This window comes from Streptococcus infantis (assembly GCF_047464215.1).
Taxonomy (GTDB): Bacteria; Bacillota; Bacilli; order Lactobacillales; family Streptococcaceae; genus Streptococcus; species Streptococcus infantis_P.
Genome location: NZ_JASHCG010000002.1, coordinates 171764 through 192955, shown reverse-complemented (window position 1 = coordinate 192955; position 21192 = coordinate 171764). Strand labels below are relative to the sequence as shown.

The 21192-nt window shown below is 39.0% G+C and carries 30 protein-coding genes and 1 pseudogene; 9 read left to right on the top strand and 22 right to left on the bottom strand.

Annotated features, from left to right (window positions below; genetic code table 11):
- Window position 1 precedes the first annotated feature (1 nt).
- The 9 genes from QM469_RS02175 to QM469_RS02135 all read right to left on the bottom strand — a co-directional run bounded on the left by QM469_RS02175 (window position 2) and on the right by QM469_RS02135 (window position 7302).
- Window positions 2–2449: an ATP-binding protein gene (locus tag QM469_RS02175; RefSeq protein ID WP_050197513.1), complete on the bottom strand. Its 2448-nt coding sequence runs from the start codon at window positions 2447–2449 to the stop codon at window positions 2–4.
- A complete protein-coding gene (locus QM469_RS02170; protein WP_002345009.1) occupies window positions 2433–2825 on the bottom strand; it encodes a conjugal transfer protein in 393 nt (130 codons plus the stop codon). The genes QM469_RS02175 and QM469_RS02170 overlap by 17 nt, the downstream gene beginning before the upstream one ends.
- Window positions 2826–2911: 86 nt before the next feature.
- On the bottom strand, window positions 2912–3409 hold the full coding sequence (locus QM469_RS02165; protein ID WP_002345010.1) for an antirestriction protein ArdA: 498 nt from the start codon (window positions 3407–3409) through the stop codon (window positions 2912–2914).
- Between the two features lie 118 nt (window positions 3410–3527).
- On the bottom strand, window positions 3528–3749 hold the full coding sequence (locus tag QM469_RS02160; protein ID WP_001009056.1) for a hypothetical protein: 222 nt from the start codon (window positions 3747–3749) through the stop codon (window positions 3528–3530).
- A 42-nt stretch (window positions 3750–3791) separates the two neighbouring features.
- Window positions 3792–4997 (bottom strand): MobT family relaxase, encoded by a 1206-nt coding sequence (mobT, locus tag QM469_RS02155; RefSeq protein ID WP_057487577.1) that lies wholly within the window; start codon window positions 4995–4997, stop codon window positions 3792–3794.
- A 22-nt stretch (window positions 4998–5019) separates the two neighbouring features.
- Window positions 5020–5172 carry a hypothetical protein gene (locus tag QM469_RS02150; protein ID WP_000879507.1) on the bottom strand — a complete coding sequence of 51 codons (153 nt, stop codon included), beginning with the start codon at window positions 5170–5172 and terminating at the stop codon, window positions 5020–5022.
- A 2-nt stretch (window positions 5173–5174) separates the two neighbouring features.
- On the bottom strand, window positions 5175–6557 hold the full coding sequence (locus QM469_RS02145) for an FtsK/SpoIIIE domain-containing protein (RefSeq protein ID WP_016398735.1): 1383 nt from the start codon (window positions 6555–6557) through the stop codon (window positions 5175–5177).
- A gap of 28 nt (window positions 6558–6585) precedes the next feature.
- The gene (locus QM469_RS02140) at window positions 6586–6972 is read right to left on the bottom strand and encodes a YdcP family protein (protein WP_000985015.1); all 387 of its coding nucleotides are present in this window, start codon (window positions 6970–6972) and stop codon (window positions 6586–6588) included.
- A 15-nt stretch (window positions 6973–6987) separates the two neighbouring features.
- Window positions 6988–7302, bottom strand: coding sequence for a YdcP family protein (locus tag QM469_RS02135; protein WP_414275980.1), 315 nt, complete (start codon window positions 7300–7302; stop codon window positions 6988–6990).
- A gap of 440 nt (window positions 7303–7742) precedes the next feature.
- On the opposite strand from QM469_RS02135, the pseudogene QM469_RS02130 reads away from it, so the two are divergent.
- Window positions 7743–8777 (top strand): annotated as a pseudogene (locus QM469_RS02130) (DNA/RNA non-specific endonuclease).
- 587 nt (window positions 8778–9364) lie between these two features.
- Here the strand turns inward: QM469_RS02130 and QM469_RS02125 are convergent.
- From QM469_RS02125 to QM469_RS02065, 13 genes are all read right to left on the bottom strand, one after another.
- Window positions 9365–9574: a BOW99_gp33 family protein gene (locus QM469_RS02125; protein WP_414275979.1), complete on the bottom strand. Its 210-nt coding sequence runs from the start codon at window positions 9572–9574 to the stop codon at window positions 9365–9367.
- Between the two features lie 116 nt (window positions 9575–9690).
- Complete coding sequence (locus QM469_RS02120) at window positions 9691–10143, bottom strand: type II toxin-antitoxin system HicB family antitoxin (protein ID WP_261050117.1); 453 nt, start codon at window positions 10141–10143, stop codon at window positions 9691–9693.
- 42 nt (window positions 10144–10185) lie between these two features.
- Complete coding sequence (locus QM469_RS02115; RefSeq protein ID WP_001132280.1) at window positions 10186–10365, bottom strand: type II toxin-antitoxin system HicA family toxin; 180 nt, start codon at window positions 10363–10365, stop codon at window positions 10186–10188.
- A gap of 220 nt (window positions 10366–10585) precedes the next feature.
- A complete protein-coding gene (locus tag QM469_RS02110) occupies window positions 10586–11005 on the bottom strand; it encodes a DUF1492 domain-containing protein (RefSeq protein WP_414275977.1) in 420 nt (139 codons plus the stop codon).
- 579 nt (window positions 11006–11584) lie between these two features.
- Window positions 11585–12052 carry a hypothetical protein gene (locus tag QM469_RS02105; protein ID WP_414320618.1) on the bottom strand — a complete coding sequence of 156 codons (468 nt, stop codon included), beginning with the start codon at window positions 12050–12052 and terminating at the stop codon, window positions 11585–11587.
- A 15-nt stretch (window positions 12053–12067) separates the two neighbouring features.
- Window positions 12068–12892 carry an ATP-binding protein gene (locus QM469_RS02100; protein ID WP_414275975.1) on the bottom strand — a complete coding sequence of 275 codons (825 nt, stop codon included), beginning with the start codon at window positions 12890–12892 and terminating at the stop codon, window positions 12068–12070.
- 15 nt (window positions 12893–12907) lie between these two features.
- Window positions 12908–13729: a DnaD domain protein gene (locus tag QM469_RS02095; RefSeq protein WP_414275974.1), complete on the bottom strand. Its 822-nt coding sequence runs from the start codon at window positions 13727–13729 to the stop codon at window positions 12908–12910.
- A 10-nt stretch (window positions 13730–13739) separates the two neighbouring features.
- A complete protein-coding gene (locus QM469_RS02090) occupies window positions 13740–14018 on the bottom strand; it encodes a MerR family transcriptional regulator (protein ID WP_414275973.1) in 279 nt (92 codons plus the stop codon).
- Window positions 14006–14353: a DNA-binding protein gene (locus QM469_RS02085; RefSeq protein WP_414275971.1), complete on the bottom strand. Its 348-nt coding sequence runs from the start codon at window positions 14351–14353 to the stop codon at window positions 14006–14008. Before QM469_RS02085 ends, QM469_RS02090 begins: the two co-directional genes overlap by 13 nt.
- Window positions 14350–14565 (bottom strand): hypothetical protein, encoded by a 216-nt coding sequence (locus QM469_RS02080; protein ID WP_414275970.1) that lies wholly within the window; start codon window positions 14563–14565, stop codon window positions 14350–14352. Before QM469_RS02080 ends, QM469_RS02085 begins: the two co-directional genes overlap by 4 nt.
- Window positions 14562–15014: a hypothetical protein gene (locus QM469_RS02075; protein ID WP_414275969.1), complete on the bottom strand. Its 453-nt coding sequence runs from the start codon at window positions 15012–15014 to the stop codon at window positions 14562–14564. Before QM469_RS02075 ends, QM469_RS02080 begins: the two co-directional genes overlap by 4 nt.
- Window positions 15015–15322: 308 nt before the next feature.
- A complete protein-coding gene (locus QM469_RS02070; protein ID WP_414275968.1) occupies window positions 15323–15952 on the bottom strand; it encodes a Rha family transcriptional regulator in 630 nt (209 codons plus the stop codon).
- 14 nt (window positions 15953–15966) lie between these two features.
- Window positions 15967–16170, bottom strand: coding sequence for a helix-turn-helix domain-containing protein (locus tag QM469_RS02065; protein ID WP_000916878.1), 204 nt, complete (start codon window positions 16168–16170; stop codon window positions 15967–15969).
- A 160-nt stretch (window positions 16171–16330) separates the two neighbouring features.
- Between QM469_RS02065 and QM469_RS02060 the strand changes: the two genes are divergently transcribed.
- The 8 genes from QM469_RS02060 to QM469_RS02025 all read left to right on the top strand — a co-directional run bounded on the left by QM469_RS02060 (window position 16331) and on the right by QM469_RS02025 (window position 21150).
- Entirely contained in the window at window positions 16331–16990 is a 660-nt protein-coding gene (locus QM469_RS02060; protein WP_414275967.1) for a helix-turn-helix domain-containing protein, read from the top strand.
- A gap of 392 nt (window positions 16991–17382) precedes the next feature.
- A complete protein-coding gene (locus QM469_RS02055; RefSeq protein WP_414275966.1) occupies window positions 17383–18528 on the top strand; it encodes a tyrosine-type recombinase/integrase in 1146 nt (381 codons plus the stop codon).
- 95 nt (window positions 18529–18623) lie between these two features.
- On the top strand, window positions 18624–18860 hold the full coding sequence (locus tag QM469_RS02050; protein ID WP_281335108.1) for a DUF2829 domain-containing protein: 237 nt from the start codon (window positions 18624–18626) through the stop codon (window positions 18858–18860).
- Entirely contained in the window at window positions 18853–19551 is a 699-nt protein-coding gene (locus QM469_RS02045; protein WP_414275965.1) for a 3-oxoacyl-ACP reductase, read from the top strand. Before QM469_RS02050 ends, QM469_RS02045 begins: the two co-directional genes overlap by 8 nt.
- Window positions 19552–19587: 36 nt before the next feature.
- Window positions 19588–19923, top strand: a complete 336-nt coding sequence (locus QM469_RS02040) for a hypothetical protein (protein WP_414275964.1) — start codon at window positions 19588–19590, stop codon at window positions 19921–19923.
- An 18-nt stretch (window positions 19924–19941) separates the two neighbouring features.
- The gene (locus tag QM469_RS02035) at window positions 19942–20367 is read left to right on the top strand and encodes an SMI1/KNR4 family protein (RefSeq protein WP_414275963.1); all 426 of its coding nucleotides are present in this window, start codon (window positions 19942–19944) and stop codon (window positions 20365–20367) included.
- 12 nt (window positions 20368–20379) lie between these two features.
- A complete protein-coding gene (locus tag QM469_RS02030; RefSeq protein WP_414275962.1) occupies window positions 20380–20718 on the top strand; it encodes a hypothetical protein in 339 nt (112 codons plus the stop codon).
- A gap of 60 nt (window positions 20719–20778) precedes the next feature.
- Window positions 20779–21150, top strand: a complete 372-nt coding sequence (locus tag QM469_RS02025) for an Imm51 family immunity protein (protein WP_414275961.1) — start codon at window positions 20779–20781, stop codon at window positions 21148–21150.
- The last annotated feature ends 42 nt before the right edge of the window (window positions 21151–21192 follow it).

The following is a 21192-nucleotide window of genomic DNA, read 5'->3' as shown; positions in this document are numbered from 1 at the left end:
TTTACACCTCTTTTCGCACAGGTGGTCTGGTATCAAAGGCATGGAGCAGTTCTTCAAATACAGGGTGGAACTGTATCACACCGACACGACCATATAAATCACTGATAAGGCATTGCCCGTTTTCCAAATCACGCAATCGCTTCTGATTGTTTTCGTCCTCTGGGTCTACACCAAAAAAGGCTAAGGTCTTTTTAATCTCGTTAAGGTCAGTGGAACGAAATGCAAATTTTAAGCCGAGGTTATTTTTCAGTTTTTCATCTAAGAGGTCGTCTGTATTTTGGGTCACGAAATATACCCCAGCGTTCATAGCACGACCAGCCCGAACCAGCTTCATAGATAGTGTTTTTCCTTGTGCTACCTGTAAAAAGCTCCATGCTTCGTCTAAATCTACAATCTTGAAAATGCTTCGGTCTGTATGGATAAAGTCTAAAGCAAAGGTACTAATGACAATCAGCATAGCAACGGATAAAAGCTCCATAGTGGTATATTCCTCAAAGGAAGTTTCCTTGTCGGGAAGTACCAAGTCCGCAACCTGTATAATGTTCAGTTGTTTTTCTAAGCTGATAGACTGCTCCACATAACCATTACTGAATAATAAATGTGCAAAGTCATAGTCTGTAAAACTTTCGATATGGTCGGCTATACTGGTACTTAGTGGCGTATTCTCAACCCGTAATTCCTCAATCACTTTCATCAACCCTCGTACTTCACTATTGGTTACTGCACGAATGGCTTTTCTAAGGATTGGGAAGCGTTCCCCATCACGAGAGGAAATCCCCGTAAGGAATGTCAGAATATCAATAGCCAGTGATTCAGAATCTTTGGGATTTTTCATAATCACATAAGGGTCAAGTAAGCCTTTGTTTTTCTCATCAGAAGTCAGAGTGACGATATTGATTTCATGGGAAATCTCTGGCAAGGTTTCTTTCCATCTGCCACGTTCTGCTTTTGGGTCTACAATCACTGCTTGTGCCCCATAAAGCACCGCATAATAGACGATAAGGTTATTCGCAAAGGATTTACCACCACCCAGCGAACCAACAAAAGCCGACGCTAACGCATTGGTTACTGAACCCTTAACCCCTTGACTGGCAAGAGCAGGTTTCAGATAGACATTGCGTCCAGTATCTAAGCTGTAGCCAACATAAATCCCCTCATTTTCCCCCAGCATTTGAGTAGCACCAAAACCTAAACCAGCGAGGAAATCAGAGGTCACGTATTGAATATAATCATTCATATAACGCTTGCTGGCAGGTAAAAATTCTTCATGTAAGCCGAGCATATCCCCAAATGGTCGTACCAGTTTTACGCTTAAATCGTCATAAAAATCTTTCACTTCATTACAACGACGTTTGAGTTCGTCAAGATCATTTGCTGATACCCTTACAACATAGGACAGCTTATACATAGATTCCTTGCTTTGGTCTAAATTGGTTTCCAGCTCGTTCACACTTTCCAGAGCTTCCGCCACATTAGAGCTGGTTTCATTATCACTTTGCCATGCGTGGTTATCCAAGTCTTTCAGTTCTTTCTTTTTATTGCGGACAGTAGATAGGGCTTTACGATTCGCTACAATTTCCACATTCATTGACGTATCAATCGGAAAGGTAAATTGCTGTTGCTGGTAGTAGAAGATTTCAGAGGACGGGAAGTCCAGTTCGCCGACAATACTGTTGATGGTAAAGTAAGCTACATAGGCGGTTTCGTCTTCCTGCTGGATTTTCAAATATCGCTGTTTTTCTTCCACCAGACAGCGAGTAGGCTTAATGAGGTCATAGGTTTTAATCAGTGTTTCATGTTCCAGCTTTTTCTTTGATAGAGGATACTCATACTCTTCATAGGCAGTGCCTGTCTGTCCGTAAAGGTGTTCAATCAGATAGCCGAAGTCGTCCTTATCTAATCTTCGGATTTTGAAACGACGGGAGATTTTATTTTCTAAAAGCTTTTCCATCTTCTGAAAACGCAGGATTTCATCATTACTCATACTAACAAAATCGCCCATCAGCTTATGGTTCACATCATAGACAAAATCAGTAAAAGCATTTTTTGCTTCAACGGTAAGACTTTTCATAGAAAACTCCTGATCGTTGAGAAGCAACTTAAAACCGATAAAGAAACGGTAGTCCACTTGATTTTCGCCAATCATGGATATTAAAGCGTCTGTCTGTTGGTCGATTTTGTCATAGGCAACCGTTTTGAGCTTTCCAGTGACTTCATTTTTGGAACGTTCTTGTGCAGAAAGTATGCTGGATTCTGTACTGATTTGTAAAGCATGAATCTTGCCATCACGATTTTGTGCGATAAGCTGTCTGAAAGAATCATGTACTTGTATTTTCTGTTCCGGACTTAGAAATGAGTAATTGTAGGGAACAAGCTCATAGTAAGCGTAACATTCCCCATCTTTATTCCAGACCAGATTGTTTTCAATATATTTAATTGGATATGCCATAAAATTCACTCCTAACTGCTGTAATGGCTTCTTGTGGCTGGTTTCTGCCAAGCGTTACTTTTTTTCCTGCATAGGTCAGTTTTCGTCGCAGTGCATAAGCAATGACAGACTTCAAAAATCCATAAGGCTTTTTACCATCAAAGGTTTTTGTAGACATAAACCATGTGAAAGCCACAGGAATCCCAAAGTATTTGAGAAATGCTCCCTCTATCATAGAAAGAGGGGGCAAGTTGCCAAGTATCATAACTGCAAAGAGTGACACGACAAACCATGTCATTTGCGTAAAGGTTATGGGAAACGGAAGTCTAAAGTCATTGATGGAGTACAACACTTTCTCAACAGACCAGATACTGGTATAGCTTCGTATTTTCTTCATGTAATCAATCCTTTCATAAAAATGGGGATAGTCTTTTGACTACCCCGTAAACAAGAAAATCTGCCAGTAAGAATGTACCGACAGATTTAATAGACGATTTCAAAAATCCCGTGATTGGTTGAGATAAACGTTCCCGAAAGGTCTAAATCCCGACCATAGGATTCATAATCAATATAGTTTTGAAGACTGGCTGGCACTTCGCCTAAAGCACCCGTTTCTTCAATGTAGTAGCGTGCCACGTCAGACATATCATCACAATCGGAATGAATGATAATATCTTCTTGATGTTCGCTTAATTCTTCAATACTTGAAAAATGAGTGAGCAGAGCAGATAGCTCCGATTGTAGTTCTTCTGGCAACTCCGATACCATTTCCCATAGGCGATTGAGTTCGCTAATAGAAGTGTATTCGTCAACCGTAAAGGGTAACTCGTAATCATGAATGGCGTATTCCTCATATTCATCATTCAAGCCGATTTTCTCTTTGACTTCCTCAAAATCAATGGGAAAGGTAAACCATGCACCAACTAATTCGCCCTCATTGTATTTGCCTAAATTGGCAATGTAGACTTGCATATCGTCCATGTATTCACACGTCCTTTCTTTATAGAGATTCAAAAATCCCTACCGCACTTCGTTTGGTGTACCATTCTTTTGCGGAACATAAGAAAACCACTTATATTCCACAAAATAACGGTTTAATTTAAGCACCAATAATGCGATTGAATAGCTCTAGTAAAATGTCTTTTACTCCAGCAGCGTTGAAGACTAAGCCTACCGCAATAATCGCAATAATGAGAAAGCCAATGAGTTTACTGAACTCACGCTTGAAGCCAAGATACAAGCCAATCACAACGATTGCTAAAAGTACCAGTGATTGAGCGTTTGATAGAAACCAGTTATAAAGGTTTTGTCCAAAATTCATAAAAATGTTCTCCTCTCTATATTCAATGAATTTGTGTTTAGGTTATTTCTTTGTCGTTATCACGTCCTTATCTTTTGCCGACTGTTGCTTCAAAATCTGCTCATGCCGGTCTGTCAGTTTCGCATGGTCGAGAATGTCTTTCACAACCTGCGTCTGGTTGATTTCATCAAGTTTAATCGCAACCTTTAAAGTGGGTGCGACTTGATGGGAAAGCCAGTTCAGCGTCCGCTGGAAAGAGTAAGGCTCTGGTTTTGTGGTTAGTTTTAATCGTTCACGGTTGTTCCCAATAAACCAAGCCCATTCTTCATTCAGCTTCCAATCAGAACGAGGTTTGGAATCGTCTTTATCTACAAAACGGATATACCGATTGATAATTTTAAAAGCAGTCTTTTCTGGATTGTCATAGACGAGTAAATCACGGACTGCATAATAGGCACGCTCATTTTTCAGCCGAATCTCAAAACGGTTTTTTACTTCTGCGTCTTCAATGGGAATATCATTTTTCTTGTACTGTTCATAGTCCTTTTCATAGATACAGAAATAAACTTCACTTTGTAATGAACCGATATAGAGGGTGTTTCCCATACATTCCTTTTCCTCTTTGCGTACCAGTTCGCCACTGCGATAGCTTTTAAAACTGCGGAAGACGGAGATACATTCTTCCTGTTGGCACTTTTCAGTGAGTACAGGGATATTCAAAATCCCTGTCTTATCGTTAATGGCAAGGTCAAGGCGTTTCATCACACCGCCAGCCACCAAAACGTCCATAAAGAACTCATACCAGCTTCTTTGTTGTGCCAGAAGATAGCTTTCAAATTGTCTGCACCCACGACCTTTCAATTCCACCAGAACTCCTTTGTCCAGTTCATGGGAGCAAAGGACGAATATGTCGCCTAAAGCATAATGCTCTGAATAAGAATAGAAACCATAGTCCTCATGAAGAAAATAGGACAGTTTCAGTTGTAAGATGTTTTCGACCACCTGCTGTACGTCTGTTGTCGGAAAGCGAATCCTTACATAATCAAACAGCATTTCAAGGGGAGCGTCGGGATTGAAGCGTTCCAGAGCTTCCCAAAGGGACTGCTGTAAATCCTCTGATGGCTTGACTTTTCCTGTTTCAATATCGCTTAGATACTGCCTTGTAATACCAGTCGCAACAGCTAAACGGTTTTGAGATAGTCCATAAGCCAAGCGTTTTTCTTTTAAATGCTGTAACCAAGTTTGTTCATTCAGTAAAAATCCCTCCAATCAAAAAGGCGTATGTCAACTTTTAAAGCCCATTTGACATACGCTGAAATTTTGTAAATCCCTTGTAACCAAAGGATTTTCTAATGTTTTTTTGACTGTTTCCTGTCGATTTGTACCCCCCTGTTAGATACGGGGGGTTAAGTGCTGGCGTGGCTATTGCCACACCAGCCAGCAAGATCAGTCCACACCTGCGACTTCCGCTTCGCACGTCGCCTGCGTGGACTGTCTGCTGTTGGATAACTTTTTAATTTCCTCCAAGAAATCATATCCTTTTGGTACAAGGGGAGTATAAAACTCTGATATGACACTTGTTCCTACATCAACATAGCCACGACCTTTGATTCGCTTTAAGAAGAAATCCTTTTGTACGTCACTGCCAAACATCATGCCATAGCCCATTTCAGACATACGACCTAAAGCCACTCTGAAATTAAACTGATCACGGATTCCGTCGCCTAAATATTTTGCGTCTGGACGTTGACAAGCCAGTATTAGAAAGAAGCCAGCTTGACGACCTAACATGACAATCTGTTTCAGCTTATTCATAACTGCGGTGTTTTCTTTTGTTCCCAGCATTTCCATGAAAGCGACGTATTCATCAAAGATTAAGAAGTGTGCCGGGAGACCTAAGTAAGCATAATTTTTGCCAGTCTTATAGTTCTTCATCTGCTTCATTTCCTCACTACGTTTCATCATTTCTTCATAGAATGTTTCAATGCAAGAAAGCAAGTCTTCTTTTCTATAGTAGACATTTGCCATCACAGAACCTAAGTCCGCAAGGTCAGCATTTTTCGGGTCAAGAATATACAGTTTTGAATCTGTATGAAGCAAGGCTTCAATCAGTGTCAGTATAAAGTAAGTTTTACCGCCACCTGTACCACCAGCAATCAACATATGAGGGAGCTTATCATATTCCCACCATACGTTTTTCATTAAGCGAAGTTTACCATCTTTAGCTTCTACTTCATCAATAGAAATACGACTGGCTATGGTGTCATAGAGCAAAGTATATTCCACATAGGAATCCTTTAACTCTTTATCCGTCAGCTCACAGTACAAGCCACTCTCTAATTTCTTTTCCAAGTGTAAGAGTTGGTCTTGATATTTTCCCAGCGTGATTTCCACCCGTATCTGTATCAAGCCATTTTTAAGTCGATAATACATTTTAGGGAAGTAGGTTATCTTTTTTGTACGACCAGCACTATCTTTAAAGAAACCCTCTGTTTTGACCTGTTCAGATTCATACCACTTGTTTTCAAGTATCATCTTTGCCAGTTTTTGACGGTGGTAAAGTTGTTTAACCGTATCATAGCGAACCCGTTTGAATACAAACGCTACCAGCAAGCAGATAAGAATTGCGACACTGAAACTGATAATTAAATAGGGAATGTCAATCTTATCTGCTTGTGATAGGTTAAAATCCTGCCAGTTGATCTGCTGGATTGTCTTCACATGAAACAGTCCGACAACCAGCAGGAAAACAGGCAGGAGTGACGCTATCGTAAAATGAAAGACTAAATCTTTACCAGATGGGCGAATCCTTTTACCACGCTGTTTCATGCGAAAAAGTCTCCTTTCTACCTAGCGACTATTTGTCTTGTGTCGGTTCTTTCTTTGCTTGTGGTTGAGCTTTGAATGAACTAGAATCCTTTGTCAGCACAATATCGTCTGCCTTGATATACCAGTCAACATCTGCTCCTTGATAGGTGGCAGTAGCAACGGTGTCCGCAATGGGATTGATAAGTTCCACCCGTGCGTTATAATCAAACTCTTTCAAAGGCACGCTGGCAGGAATACTTACTTGAATCATGCGTCCTTGTCCTTTGGATTTTAAGTCATAGGTACGTTCCTTGATTTCATCTGAAACCGACCCGTCTTCATTTTGGATTCTCACTTCACGACGTAGAGCAGAGAATTTCAATTCTCCAAAAGTCGTGTCTTTATCTAATACAATGCCATTTGCTAATCTCATCATTTTTCCTCTCTTTCTTTATTCTTTTATCATGTCGTCAGCATGTAAAAGGTAATTTGTAAAACCACGAGTGCCGATTTTGTAGCCCTCTGCGGCAATACGTGGATTGACTAACTTCACACGTTCCTCAAAGCCGAAATGTTTTTCGCCAGCTTCAGCAGGAAGCACCACCACAATATCATCTGCTCTTTGAACATCAGAATAGAGATTATAGCTTCTTGATAAGACAGTTAGCCGTCCGTTGATTCTTCGCTGAACGACTTTATCCTCGCCAGCAAATTCTAAATTGCCGAATGTTTTTTCCATGTTGGGAATCACAAATTTAAGTTCCATATTTTTACCTATCCTTTCTTTTTTATTGGCTGAATGAATGTTTGATGGTCTTAAAGAGTGGGGAACGACCTTTTGATTCTTGATTTTTTGTTTTCATAAGTTCACTTCCTTTCAAAATCGGGTAAAAAAATAGACACCTCATTTTTTGAAGTGTCTACCTATTAAATATTCAAATTTTATTGGAAGTATCTTTATATCTTCACTTTTCAAGGATAAATCGTCGTATCAAAGCTCATTCATAAGTAGTAAATTAGTAGTAAATTGAGTGGTTTTGACCTTGATAAAGTGTGATAAGTCCAGTTTTTATGCGGATAACTAGATTTTTATGCTATTTTTATATAAAAAAATTTATATAATTGTTTGAAAACACAAACTATAAATGATAAAATGGTATAAAATAACAATATAATAAATATTTTAATAATTTAGGAGAATATAGAATGAAAAGAATAGTTTTGACTTCTGTTGTTTTACTATCGTTGCTGACATCAGTTGGTTGCTCGAAACATAAGGAAGAGGCGAAAGTAACTGAACCTGTAACGACTGAACAGACTACGCAGGATAATACAAAATTGTACAAGGAAGCTGGTTTACTTACTTTTAGAAACGAAAAGCAACTTGAACTTGGAGAACTGGATTCCAAATCTCGTGCAACTTATGCTCACATTCAGCTAAAAGATAGTGATGAGCCTAAAGAAAAGAGAGAAGCTAAATTAACCTTTGATCCAGTTGGATGGCATAACTATAAATTTTACTACGGAGATGGTTCTAAAGAGGCTTGGCTGATGAATCGCGGTCATTTAGTTGGGTATCAATTTAGTGGACTTAACGATGAAGGCCGTAATCTAGTTCCTATGACAGCCTGGTTAAATACAGGTGCCTTTACTGGAACGGATGACAAAAATCAAAGTAGCATGCTCTATTATGAAAATGGACTTGATTCATGGCTTGCAAATCATCCAAACTATTACCTTGACTATAAGGTGACAGCTGTCTATAAGGATAATGAATTGATTCCAAGACAGATTATCTTACAGTATGTAGGGATTGATTCGGATGGGAATTTACTCGAGATTAAATTAGGTAGTAGTAAGGAAAAACTTGATAAGTATTCCGTGACCCATGTAACTTTAGAGAATGTTTCAGCAAATGCAGAGATAAATTATGCTGACGGTACTGCAAAGAACACAGTCAAATCAGCTGAGGAACGCGCCGCTGAGCAAAAGGCAGCCGAGGAAAAAGCTAAGAAAGAGGCTGAAGAAAAAGAAGCGCAAGAAAAAGCTAAAAAAGAAGCAGAAGAGAAGGCTAAAGAAGAACAGACACAGTAGGAAACTGAAGCACCAGCACCAGCAGAAGAAGAATCACAAAGTAGTAATACAGGTGGCTACTTTAGAGATAGAAATGGACGATGGCATCGACCAAATGGAAAGTTTGCCTCTAAAAAGGAAATTAGAGAAGCTGGGTTGCAATGGTGATAGTTTTTAAAGCTATATAAATCAGAATAATCACAGTCAAAAAGCCGTTGAAAAACGGTTTTTTGTTATAATTAAATTAAGATTCATAGATAACAAAGGAGAAAAACATGACATTCGAAGAAATTTTAAGAAATGCTTAGGAATGGCTTCAAATAGGCGTTTTTAGGCTATATTTTTGTGGAATTTTTGAAAAAACATAGTCACAAATGACCTTTAATATTCCCCCAAAGTCCACAAAAAGGGGAGTAAAAAAGACCTAAAATAGGTCAATAATTTACGAGTTCAGCAGGCAAGAACTAGCGTAGTCATCAGCTACGCTTTTTTAGTTGTTTTTGCTTATCTGATAGGTTTATTATACCAAAAAAGGGAGTGTGTGACCTCACGGTCTAACTCTCCCTAATCGGATAGACTATGCAAGCCTCAAGCTGTGAATATATTATATCATGTTTATCACGCGCATTGGTTGTTTTAGCTAGCGAAAAGGTGAGATAGCTAAAAGCGCGTGGTTATCAATTTTGTTGATCTTAACAAGTCATTTTCAAGCGAATATCACGCGCAAAACTACTATATTTTACTGCTTCTTGGTTCTATAGCTCTTCCTTTTCTATTTCCTCTCTGCTTATTCTAGCTAAAAGATTATAATAAGGGTGTCCTGCTGGAATAACAGGGGAATTTTTAGTAAATTCTTCTTGTGTTAAGGTTGTTTCTTTGTCTAATATTGTACCGTCTGCTAGTTTGGTAGCTTTAGGGACAATATGTGATATTGTTGGGTTCCATTTTTCTTTAACTTTTGCCATGTTAAATACTCCTTTATGGTAAAAACAGAACTGTCCCACCTCCTACTGCAGAACGAACTGTTTCAAGGGGAGATGGAAAAGCTCTGTTTATAAGTCAATTATATCATAGTTAATTATTAAGCATGGATTTTTTTATCAGCAATAGCGTCTGTTAGGGTCTGTGAGAAGTTCAACCCTAGGTCACGCCCTAATGTATCCGCCCAACGTGGAATGGTTAGGGTTTTTTTAACAGGCTCTTGACTGCCTAGATATTCTGCAACGTCAACCATAACCATAGAGATAAAAGATTTACTAGGATCATAGACTAGATCTATGTCCTCATCATCCTGGAAAGGGTTGTTAGAAGCCAAAGATAAAGCGTTAATAGGAGTAGGGGTAGGAATTTCTCTCCCATTCTCGATATAATCAGCTAGGTTAATACCGAGCCAATCGCTGGCCATTGCCATAGCGTCTGCCATATCCTCCCCTTGAGTTGCTGAATGTTCAAAATCTGGGAAAGTTACAAAGTAAGGGGCGTTAGCTCCGTCTGTATCGTCATAATAAAATAAAGCTGGATAAGTGACAAGCATAGTTTACCTCCAAAATCAAAGACAAGCGGGGGACTGCCTTTATTACAGTCCTGCTTGCTTTCTTATCCCTCTTTCAGTGTACTTATTCAGTTCACCATGAGGGACTGTGATAGGTCTTTCCCCTTCCTTCTCCATTTTAACGTGGGAGCCTTTACCGCCTTTGGTTTTTATCCAACCATGAGCCGTAAGGAGTTTGACCATCTCTTTTTGTGTCATAGGCATAGCGCTTTTACCTCCTGACAGTATTATTATAACACGTATTACACGTACTGTAAAGGGATAATACTTATTATCTCTCAAATCGCAAAAGCCCCCAGATTCGTTTCTAAGGGCTTCTAGTTGTCCGTGGTGTTTTTATTGTCTGCCCCAAAACAAAGCGAAATAGGGGCAAATATGAAGCTTAGGGCTCCCCATACGCTCCTAATTCTGTGGTAAGGTTAAATCAATCCACATTTATCATACCTGCCAAATGTTCTATAGCTTCCTGCTTTACTCGATATACTGAGGTGGTAGATTTCCCTATTTCCTCAGCTACTTCTAAAGCCACGAGATCATTCAAGTAAAAAAGTCTTAGAACAGAACGCTCAAGCGGATTGGCCAGCTTATCGATCAGCCTAGATATTTCCATTCTCTCTTCAGTAAGTCGCTCAATTCTCTGAAGCGTATCCTCTTTTAGTTTTAGAACACTTATAAGGCTATTCTCGGCCGTATTTACCCGGCTTGTTTGTACTCTGGTAGTGCTCAGTTCTTGCTTTTTGATAATACCACTTTCTAAAGCCGCAAGCTCTAAATATAATCCCTCTATTTCTTTATTGATCCACTTAACGCCCTCTAGTTTTTCTTTTACTTGCTCTGGTGTCATGCCTTGGTCTCCTCTGTGATATAATAATAGTGTTGGAATTATAGCTGAGGCGGAGCGCCTTGGCTTTTTTTTGCTATTTCTCTATGTTCGCTCTAGCTTCAAGCTATGTAATCTTCTCTGTTCAAGAGCTATTTTCTCGGAGTTCGCTCGGAGTTCAACACACATAATCCTGCCATTTGCCAGGCATATTTTTGCCACTACCTAACCAAAATCTCACCAATGGAAAAGTTCGATACCTAACCAAAATCTTACCGTTCTATGGTTCTAAAAAATCCTGTACCTTTGTAAAACCTTAGTATTTTTAAATATTCAACCTTAGCCTATTTTTAAATACGCAACCTTGACAAAACCTTTACATTTTTTTCTGCTCTTACCTAACCCTTACCTAACCCTTTTTTGGAACGCTCTACTTACTTAAATCCTTGATATATCTAGCTTTTTTTAACATTTAAACCGTCTAATATGTAGTATTTGTTTGTTTTGTAAATTGCACCCTACTACAAATTATCATGTAAAAAACCCAAATTGATTGGGTTCAGTAGTAGTGAAACCACAAAAAGAGGCAATGCCCTTTTGCTACTATTCTTCACTGAGTAAGCCACTTACTACCACATCACGGACAAACTGAGCTTGTTTTTCTTTGGGCAGTTGCAGGGCTTCAAGTAAAGACTCCAGGGCTTGCTTGTCTGTGCTTGCGACTAACTTCTTAATGATAATCTGAAACTGCCCTTCCAGGTACTCGCAAAAATGGATCCGCTGGGCTTGTGTTGGTTGCACTGGTACTGGTGAACTATCTGCAATCAGCAAGAAGCAGGCTTCCGCGATTTGGGCGAATAACTTTGCACGCGCTTCAGGGTGTCTGTATAACTCATAGGTGTTTATGCTGGTGTCTTCTGTACGGAGCTTCTCACCTAGTTCAATCAGTTTAGGCGTATCTTCAAGACATACTGGTGTTGCATCCGCCATAAAATCGTCACGTTTGCGATTGAGTTCCTCCAGTTCCTGATCTACTTGTTCAAAGTATGCTGGTTCTATCATGGACTTCATCCTTTCTTTATTTGGTTAAAAATTACGCTTCATCCTCTTGTCTTTGATATCTGTCATGTTGTATACATTCCCCTCTGACCGTTTGCCAATTCGACTGACTAGCTTGTCATTATAAATTCTGGCTAACTCTTTTCCGTTGTGGTTGGTATTGATGATAGTTGTTTCCCGCCTATCAAAAATCTTGAAAAGAAAGGTCTGTACCCAGTTATTAGCCTCATCTTTTCGGCTATTCATAACGCTTTCTGTACCTAAATCGTCAATAAAGAGATAGTCAACCTCAGTCAGCAGCTTCAAGGCGTCATACTCTGTAAAATCACTCTGCCTATACTGCCAGCCTGACTGAATGCGCGTGACGATTTCAGCAATGCTGACAAAGAGGACGCTCTTAGGGTCATTCTTAGCCTTATAGCCTTCGTTGATGGCTTTGGCCATGGAATAGCATAAATGACTTTTACCAGTGCCTGGTTTGCCCATAATCAGCGTGTTTCCTGTCATGCCATTTAGGTACTGCTTAGCTTGCTTGATAGCAAACTCCTTGGCCTCGTGTTCCTCTTTTGTATCGGCTTTGAAAGTGTTAAAAGAGGCCTCTCTCAGCTCATTTGACACCGTACTTTCACGCGCTAGTATGTCATAGGTTGAAGAGTCCAGATTATGCCTTAGGGCTTTTTCTACGCCCTCTAGCTCTGTCTGTTTAATGTTCTCCCTAGTACATTCCATGCAGTAGGGTGATATATAACCATCTGGTTTTTTGAATTGTACTAGGTTAATCTGATGAATTGGGCAAAGTTTATCAGTCACCTTTATTTTTTCATTAAGCTGGTCTGTATTCAGTAATTCCATTGATTCTCCTCTCCGTCAGTAGATAAACGGGTCTTGAATATCGTCATCAGACTGACCTTGTTTCTTTTGCTGAAATAGTCTCTGTTCATCTTCGACTTGTACCATGGTTCTAATACCATTCTGTCGCCAGTGCTTGAGTATTGAATTGATATAGCTAAAAGATCGCTTGCCGTTATCTGCAGCCTTGTCTATGGCAGTCTTGATAACCTCTAGCTCTATACCGTCAAGAGTAAGATAGTCAGTCAGTATTTGATATTGTTGCCCATCCATAACCCCTATACGCTTTTGGTAATAGTTAGAGATTTCAGCAGTAGGAGCAGAAGAAGTTTTTTTCTCTATCTCTTCTTCTAACTCTAACTCTATCTCTTTCTCTATCTCTTTCTCTATCTCTTTCTCTATCTCTGTCTTACATGTAGTTAACAATGTAAGATTATCGGATAACATTGTAAGGCTTTCTTTGTTTTCTCGTTGCTGTTTCCGATATTCTCGCATATATGCTGCTTGGTTGGTTTCCTGCTGTACCAAGGCTTTAGCCTGCGGTAGTTCTGCGTTTTTATCTTCGTCAATCTGTATTAAACCGCATTTTGTAAAGTATGCCATAGTCATATCTATATCATCTTCTGATACATCTAATTTTAGTGCTAGTTCTTCCTTGAGATTGTCAAAGTAGCCCTCATAGTATAAAATACAGTCACTTTCCAAGCTCTCTAGCATAAGCCTAATATAAATGACTGTCATGGTGTACCCACCAGGTACTGTCTTTAGTCTCTTGATAAAAATATTATCAAAAAATTTCTTATCAATTTTTAGCCAAAAATATATTTTTGTTCTTGCCACGTTTTACTCCTTATGATTCTTTATCAGCTCCTAGAAATATTAGAATATCATCGATTTTATAAAAGACTTTGCGTGTATCCTCGATAGGAGGAGTGAACCTTTTTAGCCCTGCGCGTTCCCAACGTTTTAAGGTGTTGTAATCTATCTCTAACTCTTCCTTGAGTTGTTTAGGTGTCATTAGCCCTGTTATACGTTGTTTAGGCTTTAAATAGTCTTTTAGAAAGTTTTCTACCAGTTTTAAGATGCCACGTTTTAGACTGTTTTCACTTTCTTTGCTTAAACTGAACATTGTTCATCAGCTCCCTTCAGCAGTTGCTTGTAACTCTCTAAATCGGCATTTAAAAGGACGGTTAGGCGCTTCTGTTCCTCTTGTACCTGGTTATAGAATGCCTTTGCTCCGTCCAGTAACTCCTCTTTGTTAGCTGGGATAAAGTAGCCTCTGAAAGCTCCGTGACGTACCCCGATGATAGGAACACCGTAGCGCGTGATCAGGCGACTGATAATGTCCTGTACGGTTCTTTCTGCTAACTTGGTCATTAAGCTGATTTCTGCCCCTGTTATGGAGTTCTCAGCCCCTACCTTAATTAGTCTTAATACTCGCTTGTCATTCATTGTTAGACTCATTCAATTCCTCCCCATACGTCTACCCCTGCAAGCTGGATATATCGCCCATATTCAGGGTTTAAATCCTCGCTAGGTGTTTCTATCGTCTGTTTACTTTCTCGCTCAATTTGGGCGCTTTTTTGGCGGTCTCGGTGGTTTAGATAAAGCAGCAAGCCAATCAATACCACGGAAAAGATAACCGCCTGTGTATTGGTTAAATCTAGCTCATTCATTTTATCGCCTCCTCAAACTTCTCTATAAGATGATCTTTACTTACTTTCCGATTAGCATTTTTAGAATTAAAAAGAATATCTTTTAAGGTTATAGTAGCCTCTAAATACTCCTTTTCAGCATGTTCTATATACGCCTGCTGCTCTGCTTCGTTGTCAAAAAAGTGCTTGGCTTGGCGTTTAAAGAAGGCTTGCCGCATAGCCTCCATTTCAAAAATACCAGGGTGGAAAAACATTCCCGTAGTGCTTTTAGAGACTGCCTCGATTTTATGACTTTCATTCAATTCAGGAAGTTCAATCCAAAGTAGACGAGATAAATCTTCTTTGATAGATTTTACCTGTCCTGATATAAGCGATATTCTAGAAAAATCGTTATTTTCGTCAGCTTGGTGTAATTCTGAGCTAATTCTTTCTATACGTCTAGTTAAATTCTCGTATGTTGTTTCTGCCATGGTGTTTACCTCTGTTTCTATGTTTGTGTAATTGCCTTGATGGGCTTGTCCTGTTTTGACAGCTTTTTAATGCCTTTCCTGCTCACATTCCTCACGCTCAGAGTCGCCAATATTTGAAAGCGTGAGAAAGTACCAGTTTTAAGAGTTGGCGCTCTCCGTATGGTCAAAATGTCCTAAATATGCTATAATCTAGGTATAAATCTTTACTAAAACCTCTTTAATAATAGCTTGCCTGCTTTGTTAAATTCGTTTTAGTGTTAGTGTGAAAGGCTTTGCTGATTGGTCTCGGTAAGCCTTTTTTGTTGCAATCACGCGCATTTAGTGCGTGGTTTTTTATTTCTGAATACCAGGGACTTAATTTCCTGATAACTCATATTCAAGCAAATCATGGCTATTACCATGTCCTCAAATGCTTGGTATTGCTCCAGCTCCTCACTGGTCAAGCTATCAATGCCATTGTAGCCCCCACGTTCCGCCATTAACTGCTTAGCGTTCCTGTCGGTTACTGCCTTCAGTAGCAAGTTGTTCATGGTGCTATGCGCGTGCTTTGGTGCTTGTTCCCAGTTCTCAATACTGTCATGCAGTGTTTTTCTTTTTGGCTTTTCTAGCGCTCTCTGCATACGAAACTTAGAAAGTTCCTCACGCATTTCAAAGAATGCTTTGACCAGGGTCATTTTGAACCGCCGTACAGGTTCGGTATTCTTTAGATAAGTGATCAGCAAGGTTGCCTGTTGTTCATTTAGGCGATAGATTTTCATTGGTCGCCCTCGCCCATCTAATTTACGCATTTCAAATGCGATAATTCCGTAGCTTTCAAAATCAGCTTTATGCTTTCTTAAAAGTTCTTGTATTGTGTGATGAGTAACCTCAGCACATTCAGCGATGATCTCGCTTGTAGTATACGGCTCTTTCTTGCCGTCCATGTAGACTAATTCCATGTTTTTGCTCCTTTCTAATTTTCTGGTGAAAATTCAATTAAATCAGACAAACGAACTTTTAAAGCGTTACAAAGCTTGATAAGGGTAGAAAGCTTTACATCAGTTTTGTTGTTTGTTAAGTTTGAAATTGTAGACTCAGCTATACCTGTTTCGTTGGAAACTTTACTAGCATTAGTCTTTTTTTCAGCAAAAACAATTAGTAAGTTATTTTTTAGCATAGGCGCTCCTTATTATTTTTTATCAACTAATCATTATAGCGTAATGACTAATTTAACGATATGATACACCATATAAAACATATTGTCAACACTTAAATTATTATTTTATATTTTACTTTTATTAGCGTGTACGCTATAATAAATAAAAAGAGGTGGTATTATGTTAATAAATAGATTGGCTATACTATTGGCTGAAAGGTCAATGAGTGGTGCGCGTTTAGCAAGTGATACGGGAATTGCACAATCAACAATTTCTAAGATTACTTCAAATAGATCAAAACAAGTTGATTATGAAACTGTTAATAAAATCTGTAACACTTTAGGGGTTACTTCGGACGATTTTTTTGATTATTCTCCAATAGATTATGAGATAAAATATTTTATCGACGAAGACAGTGGAGATATATTTACTTTTGTTAAAATCTTAGACAGAGATAGACCGGTTGCTACACTAGAGTATAAAGTGGACCTTGAATTTCATATAAACACTAATAAGCCAGATAATCTTGTTGATATTGAGGAAATTAAGCGTAACTATCAGCAAGTAGAGATTGTCACAGTGAAAGTTTTTTTGAAGAAACAAAACAAAGAAACTTATGATAAATTCACTAAATTACCTAGCAATTTCCAAAATATTTTTACAAACGATTTACTTCAAGTAGTTGGTAAAAATATAAAAGAGTATTTAATACAAGAATTTAAAGAAGAGTTTGTTTTTGCAAAAAATTCTTCAGGACATGTTGACCAGCTTTTAAGCGAAGATATTCAAATTATTGTTAGTTCAAAAATTGTTGATTGCAAATTTGAGTTACCTTTTTAAAAATTTTCATTTGTTACTATCTTGAAAAACTGAAATATAAGTTTTCCTAGTCTTTTGGTATGTTATACCCTGAAAATGTCAACTTTTGTCAACATGAACCCAAATAACTTAAAACCATTGAAAGACTTGTAAGCACTGGTTTTTCTAGCTTTTGAAATCTTCAAAAATTCATGTTTTTTCACGTTCTGCGCGTGATTTCTCAAGCTTCGTTCGAGCTTCAAGCCCATATAAGCCCCATATCCGCCTTGGTTCCTACTCTGGTATTATTTACCGTCTGACTAATTAAAATCAAATACAAGGCAAACTATGAAGCCCTAGCATGATTTAAACCACAATCTAAAACCTTTTTAATAATAGCTTGCCTGCTGATGTTTTTTAGAAAGATTTAAAACATGCAAATAAATGAAGTCAAAAAGAAAAACGGTACAATGGTATACCGAGCTAATGTATATCTAGGAGTTGACCAGGTAACAGGAAAGAAAGCCAAAACAAGTGTAACGGGTAGGACAAGAAAAGAGGTCAAGCAGAAAGCAAAGCACGCGCAAGATGATTTTATATCGAACGGTTGTACGGTGACAAAAGTAGTACCTGTAAAGAATTATCAGGAGTTAGCTGATCTATGGCTAGACAGTTACCAGCTTACAGTAAAGCCTCAAACTTTTGTAGCAACTAAGCAAATGCTCTATAATCACCTTATACCTATCTTTGGTAGTCTGAGACTGGCCAAGTTGTCTGTTAGTTATATACAAAGCTTTATTAACGATTTATCTACTCAGATAGTCCATTATGCAGTGGTTCATTCAATAAATAGGCGTGTCTTACAGTATGGGGTATCTCTCCAGCTCTTGCCATTCAATCCAGCTAGAGATATTATTCTCCCTAAACAGCCTAAACGTGAGAATAAAGCAATCAAGTTCATAGATTCAGACGATTTAAAGGCTCTGTTGCTCCACATGGAAAAACTAGCGTTTAAGAAATACAGCTATTATCTTGATTATGTTCTGTATAGTGTCTTACTTGCTACTGGATGCCGTTTCGGTGAAGTAGTAGCCCTGGAATGGTCTGATATTGACTTAGAGGATGGAACCATAAGCATAAGCAAGAACTACAATAGATTTTTAAAGCTAATAGGTACACCAAAAAGCAAAGCAGGAGTTAGGACAATCAGTATAGACAAGAAAACAGTCAACATGCTACGTCTATACAAGAATAGGCAGCGCCAATTATATTTGCAGTCTGGGGCGCGTGCTTCGACTGTGGTGTTTGCAACACCTACGAGAGAGTACCAGAATCTGGCAACCAGACAGGAGGCTTTAGATCGACGGTGTGCTGAGATTTCTATTCCTCGCTTTACTTTTCATGCTTTCCGCCATACTCACGCTAGTTTATTGCTAAATGCTGGTATCAGCTATAAAGAATTACAATACCGTTTAGGTCATGCTACTTTAGCTATGACCATGGATATATACAGCCACCTATCTGCGGATAAAGAAAAAGAGGCGGTTTCATATTTTGAAAAAGCCATGAATAGCTTGTAAGTCCACAAAAAGGTGAACAAATTTATATTTCAGAACTCATAGGATGATTAAAAAACCTATTAAATCAACGTTTATAGACAACAAAGGAGAAAAACATGACATTTGAAGAAATTTTGCCTGGACTAAAGGCTAAGAAAAAATATGTACGTACTGGCTGGGGTGGGGATGAAAACTATGTCCAGCTTTTTGATACCATCGAACAAAATGGGGTCGCCCTTGAAGTGACACCCTATTTCCTCATCAATGTATCTGGTGAAGGAGAAGGTTTTTCTATGTGGAGTCCGACACCATGTGATGTCCTAGCGACGGATTGGGTGGAAGTCCATGACTAAACGTGTCTTAGTTACGGGCGTTAGTTCAGGGATTGGTCTGACTCAAGCTCGATTCTTTTTAGAGAATGGTTATCAGGTTTTTGGTGTGGATCAGGGTGAAAAGCCTGCCTTACAAGGTGACTTTCACTTTCTACAACGTGATTTAACACTGGATTTAGAACCTATTTTTGACTGGTGCACTCAGGTGGATATTTTATGTAATACGGCAGGTGTATTGGATGACTACAAGCCCTTACTAGAACAATCTGCCCAAGAAATCCAAGAGATTTTTGAAATCAATTACGTAACTCCAGTAGAGTTGGCCCGCTATTATCTGACTCAAATGTTGGAAAGCAAGAGAGGAATCATCATCAATATGTGCTCCATTGCCTCAAGTCTGGCAGGCGGAGGTGGGCACGCCTATACCTCTTCTAAACACGCCTTGGCTGGATTTACCAAGCAATTAGCTCTGGACTATGCAGAAGAAGGTATCCAGGTCTTTGGAATCGCACCAGGTGCAGTTAAGACGGGTATGACGGCAGCTGACTTTGAACCAGGTGGTTTGGCGGACTGGGTAGCTAGTGAAACACCTATCAAACGCTGGATTGAGCCAGAGGAAGTGGCAGAAGTCAGCCTCTTTTTAGCAAGCGGAAAGACAAGCGCCATGCAAGGACAAATCTTGACTATTGATGGTGGCTGGTCTTTGAAGTAGCATAGTTGCTATTCTATAAATATGTGGAGGTGAGCCATGAAGAGAGATGAGTTTGGATTTGTCTTGCCCAATCTCTACTATCAGTTTTTAACGGAGTGGAAAGAGATTGACCTCTATGAAATTGGAGATTCAGGCATCTGTTTGTATGCCAAGGAGGATCTAGAGGAGCGTAATGAGACTTATCAGATTGAGGAAGTAGAGCCAGATTACTTTATGATTGGACAGGAAGGAGATTTGGCCTACTTTATTAAGAAAAATGCTGATGATTGCATTTATGAAAATGACTTGGGTGCTTTAGGCTCCTTAGAAATGCAAAAAGTTGCTGCAAACGTCTATGACTTTATTGATAAGGTATTGGAAGAAGAATTGTAAAAAAGGAAGAAATTAATCATGTTTAGAGTGCTAGATGCAGATTCACCGATTTCAAAAGAAGATTTTTTACAATTTGAGGAGATTCTTGGAAAGAAACTACCGGAAGCTATGAAGGATTTTTATCTCAAGCACAACGGTGGTCAGCCCCAAGTAAGGGGTGTCCACGATGACCGTCATCTCTTTCCTTTCAATTCCTTTAATTCACTTGAGGAGATGAAGAAGTCTCTTATATGGTTTGACGATGAGGCGGTGCCTGCAGGATTTAAGGCAACAGATCTTCTCCATTTCGCCTATGATCCTGGATCTGGTAATTATGCTCTTTCCCTAAGGGAAGAAGATTATGGCAAGGTTTACTTCTATGTTCTAGAAGAAAAAGCCGAGTTGTATGGTCAATGGCCGTCTTTTGAGGATTTTCTGAATTCTTTTGTTGAAGAACAAGACTAAAAAGGAGAAGAGATGCGGAAATACCAAGAACTTTCACTAGAGCAGATCATCGAGCAGGTGCGCGCGGACGAGTCTTCTTCAGATGATTTTTGCCTCTATGGCAAGGAGGATGGAGAGCTAGCACTAGATAGGCTCTATTGTGTATCAGATTATCCGGATGTGATAGAAGACCGTGATATTTACCCTGCTGATGTAGTGGAGCAAAATCTCCAGCTAGTCTACTATGGAGAGCAGTTGCTTGATGTTCTCACGGTTGCACTTGAGGAAAAGCCAGATGCAGGTCCCCAAGACTTGGTCGAGGCTTTGAAATATTACCATCAGCATGATAGTTTTATGCCCTTTGAAAGCTAGCAAGCATACTAGATTTATGAAGTTCACTGATAATTAACAAATACAATAAGGAGTTAAGAAATGATAGATTACGAAAACATAAATGAAAAAATTGCCCCTTTTAGCCTGCTTGTTTATGATGAGGATCCTCAAAATGTTCGCGGGTCGTTTATTTATTACCCAGATGGAGAATACAGACAGGAAGTGTTTGACACTCGAGAAGAGGAGGGATTTGAAGGAAATGGCTACGATTGGGTATCCTTGGCTTTGGTATTTTTGGAGGAAAAAATGCCTGAATTAAGCGATGCAATAGACTTTGATCCTGAAGGAAGTATGTTTTGTGCCTATTCTTCCAAGGTAGACGCCTTGTCTAGATTTGCTCTTGGCTTTAAAGAGTTTTGCGATGATATCGAAGCCATGAAAGACTTGTTCAGTAGAGCAGAGTTGGATTAATTGACTAAAATTGTTTTAAATTATTGGGAAGATAATAGAAAG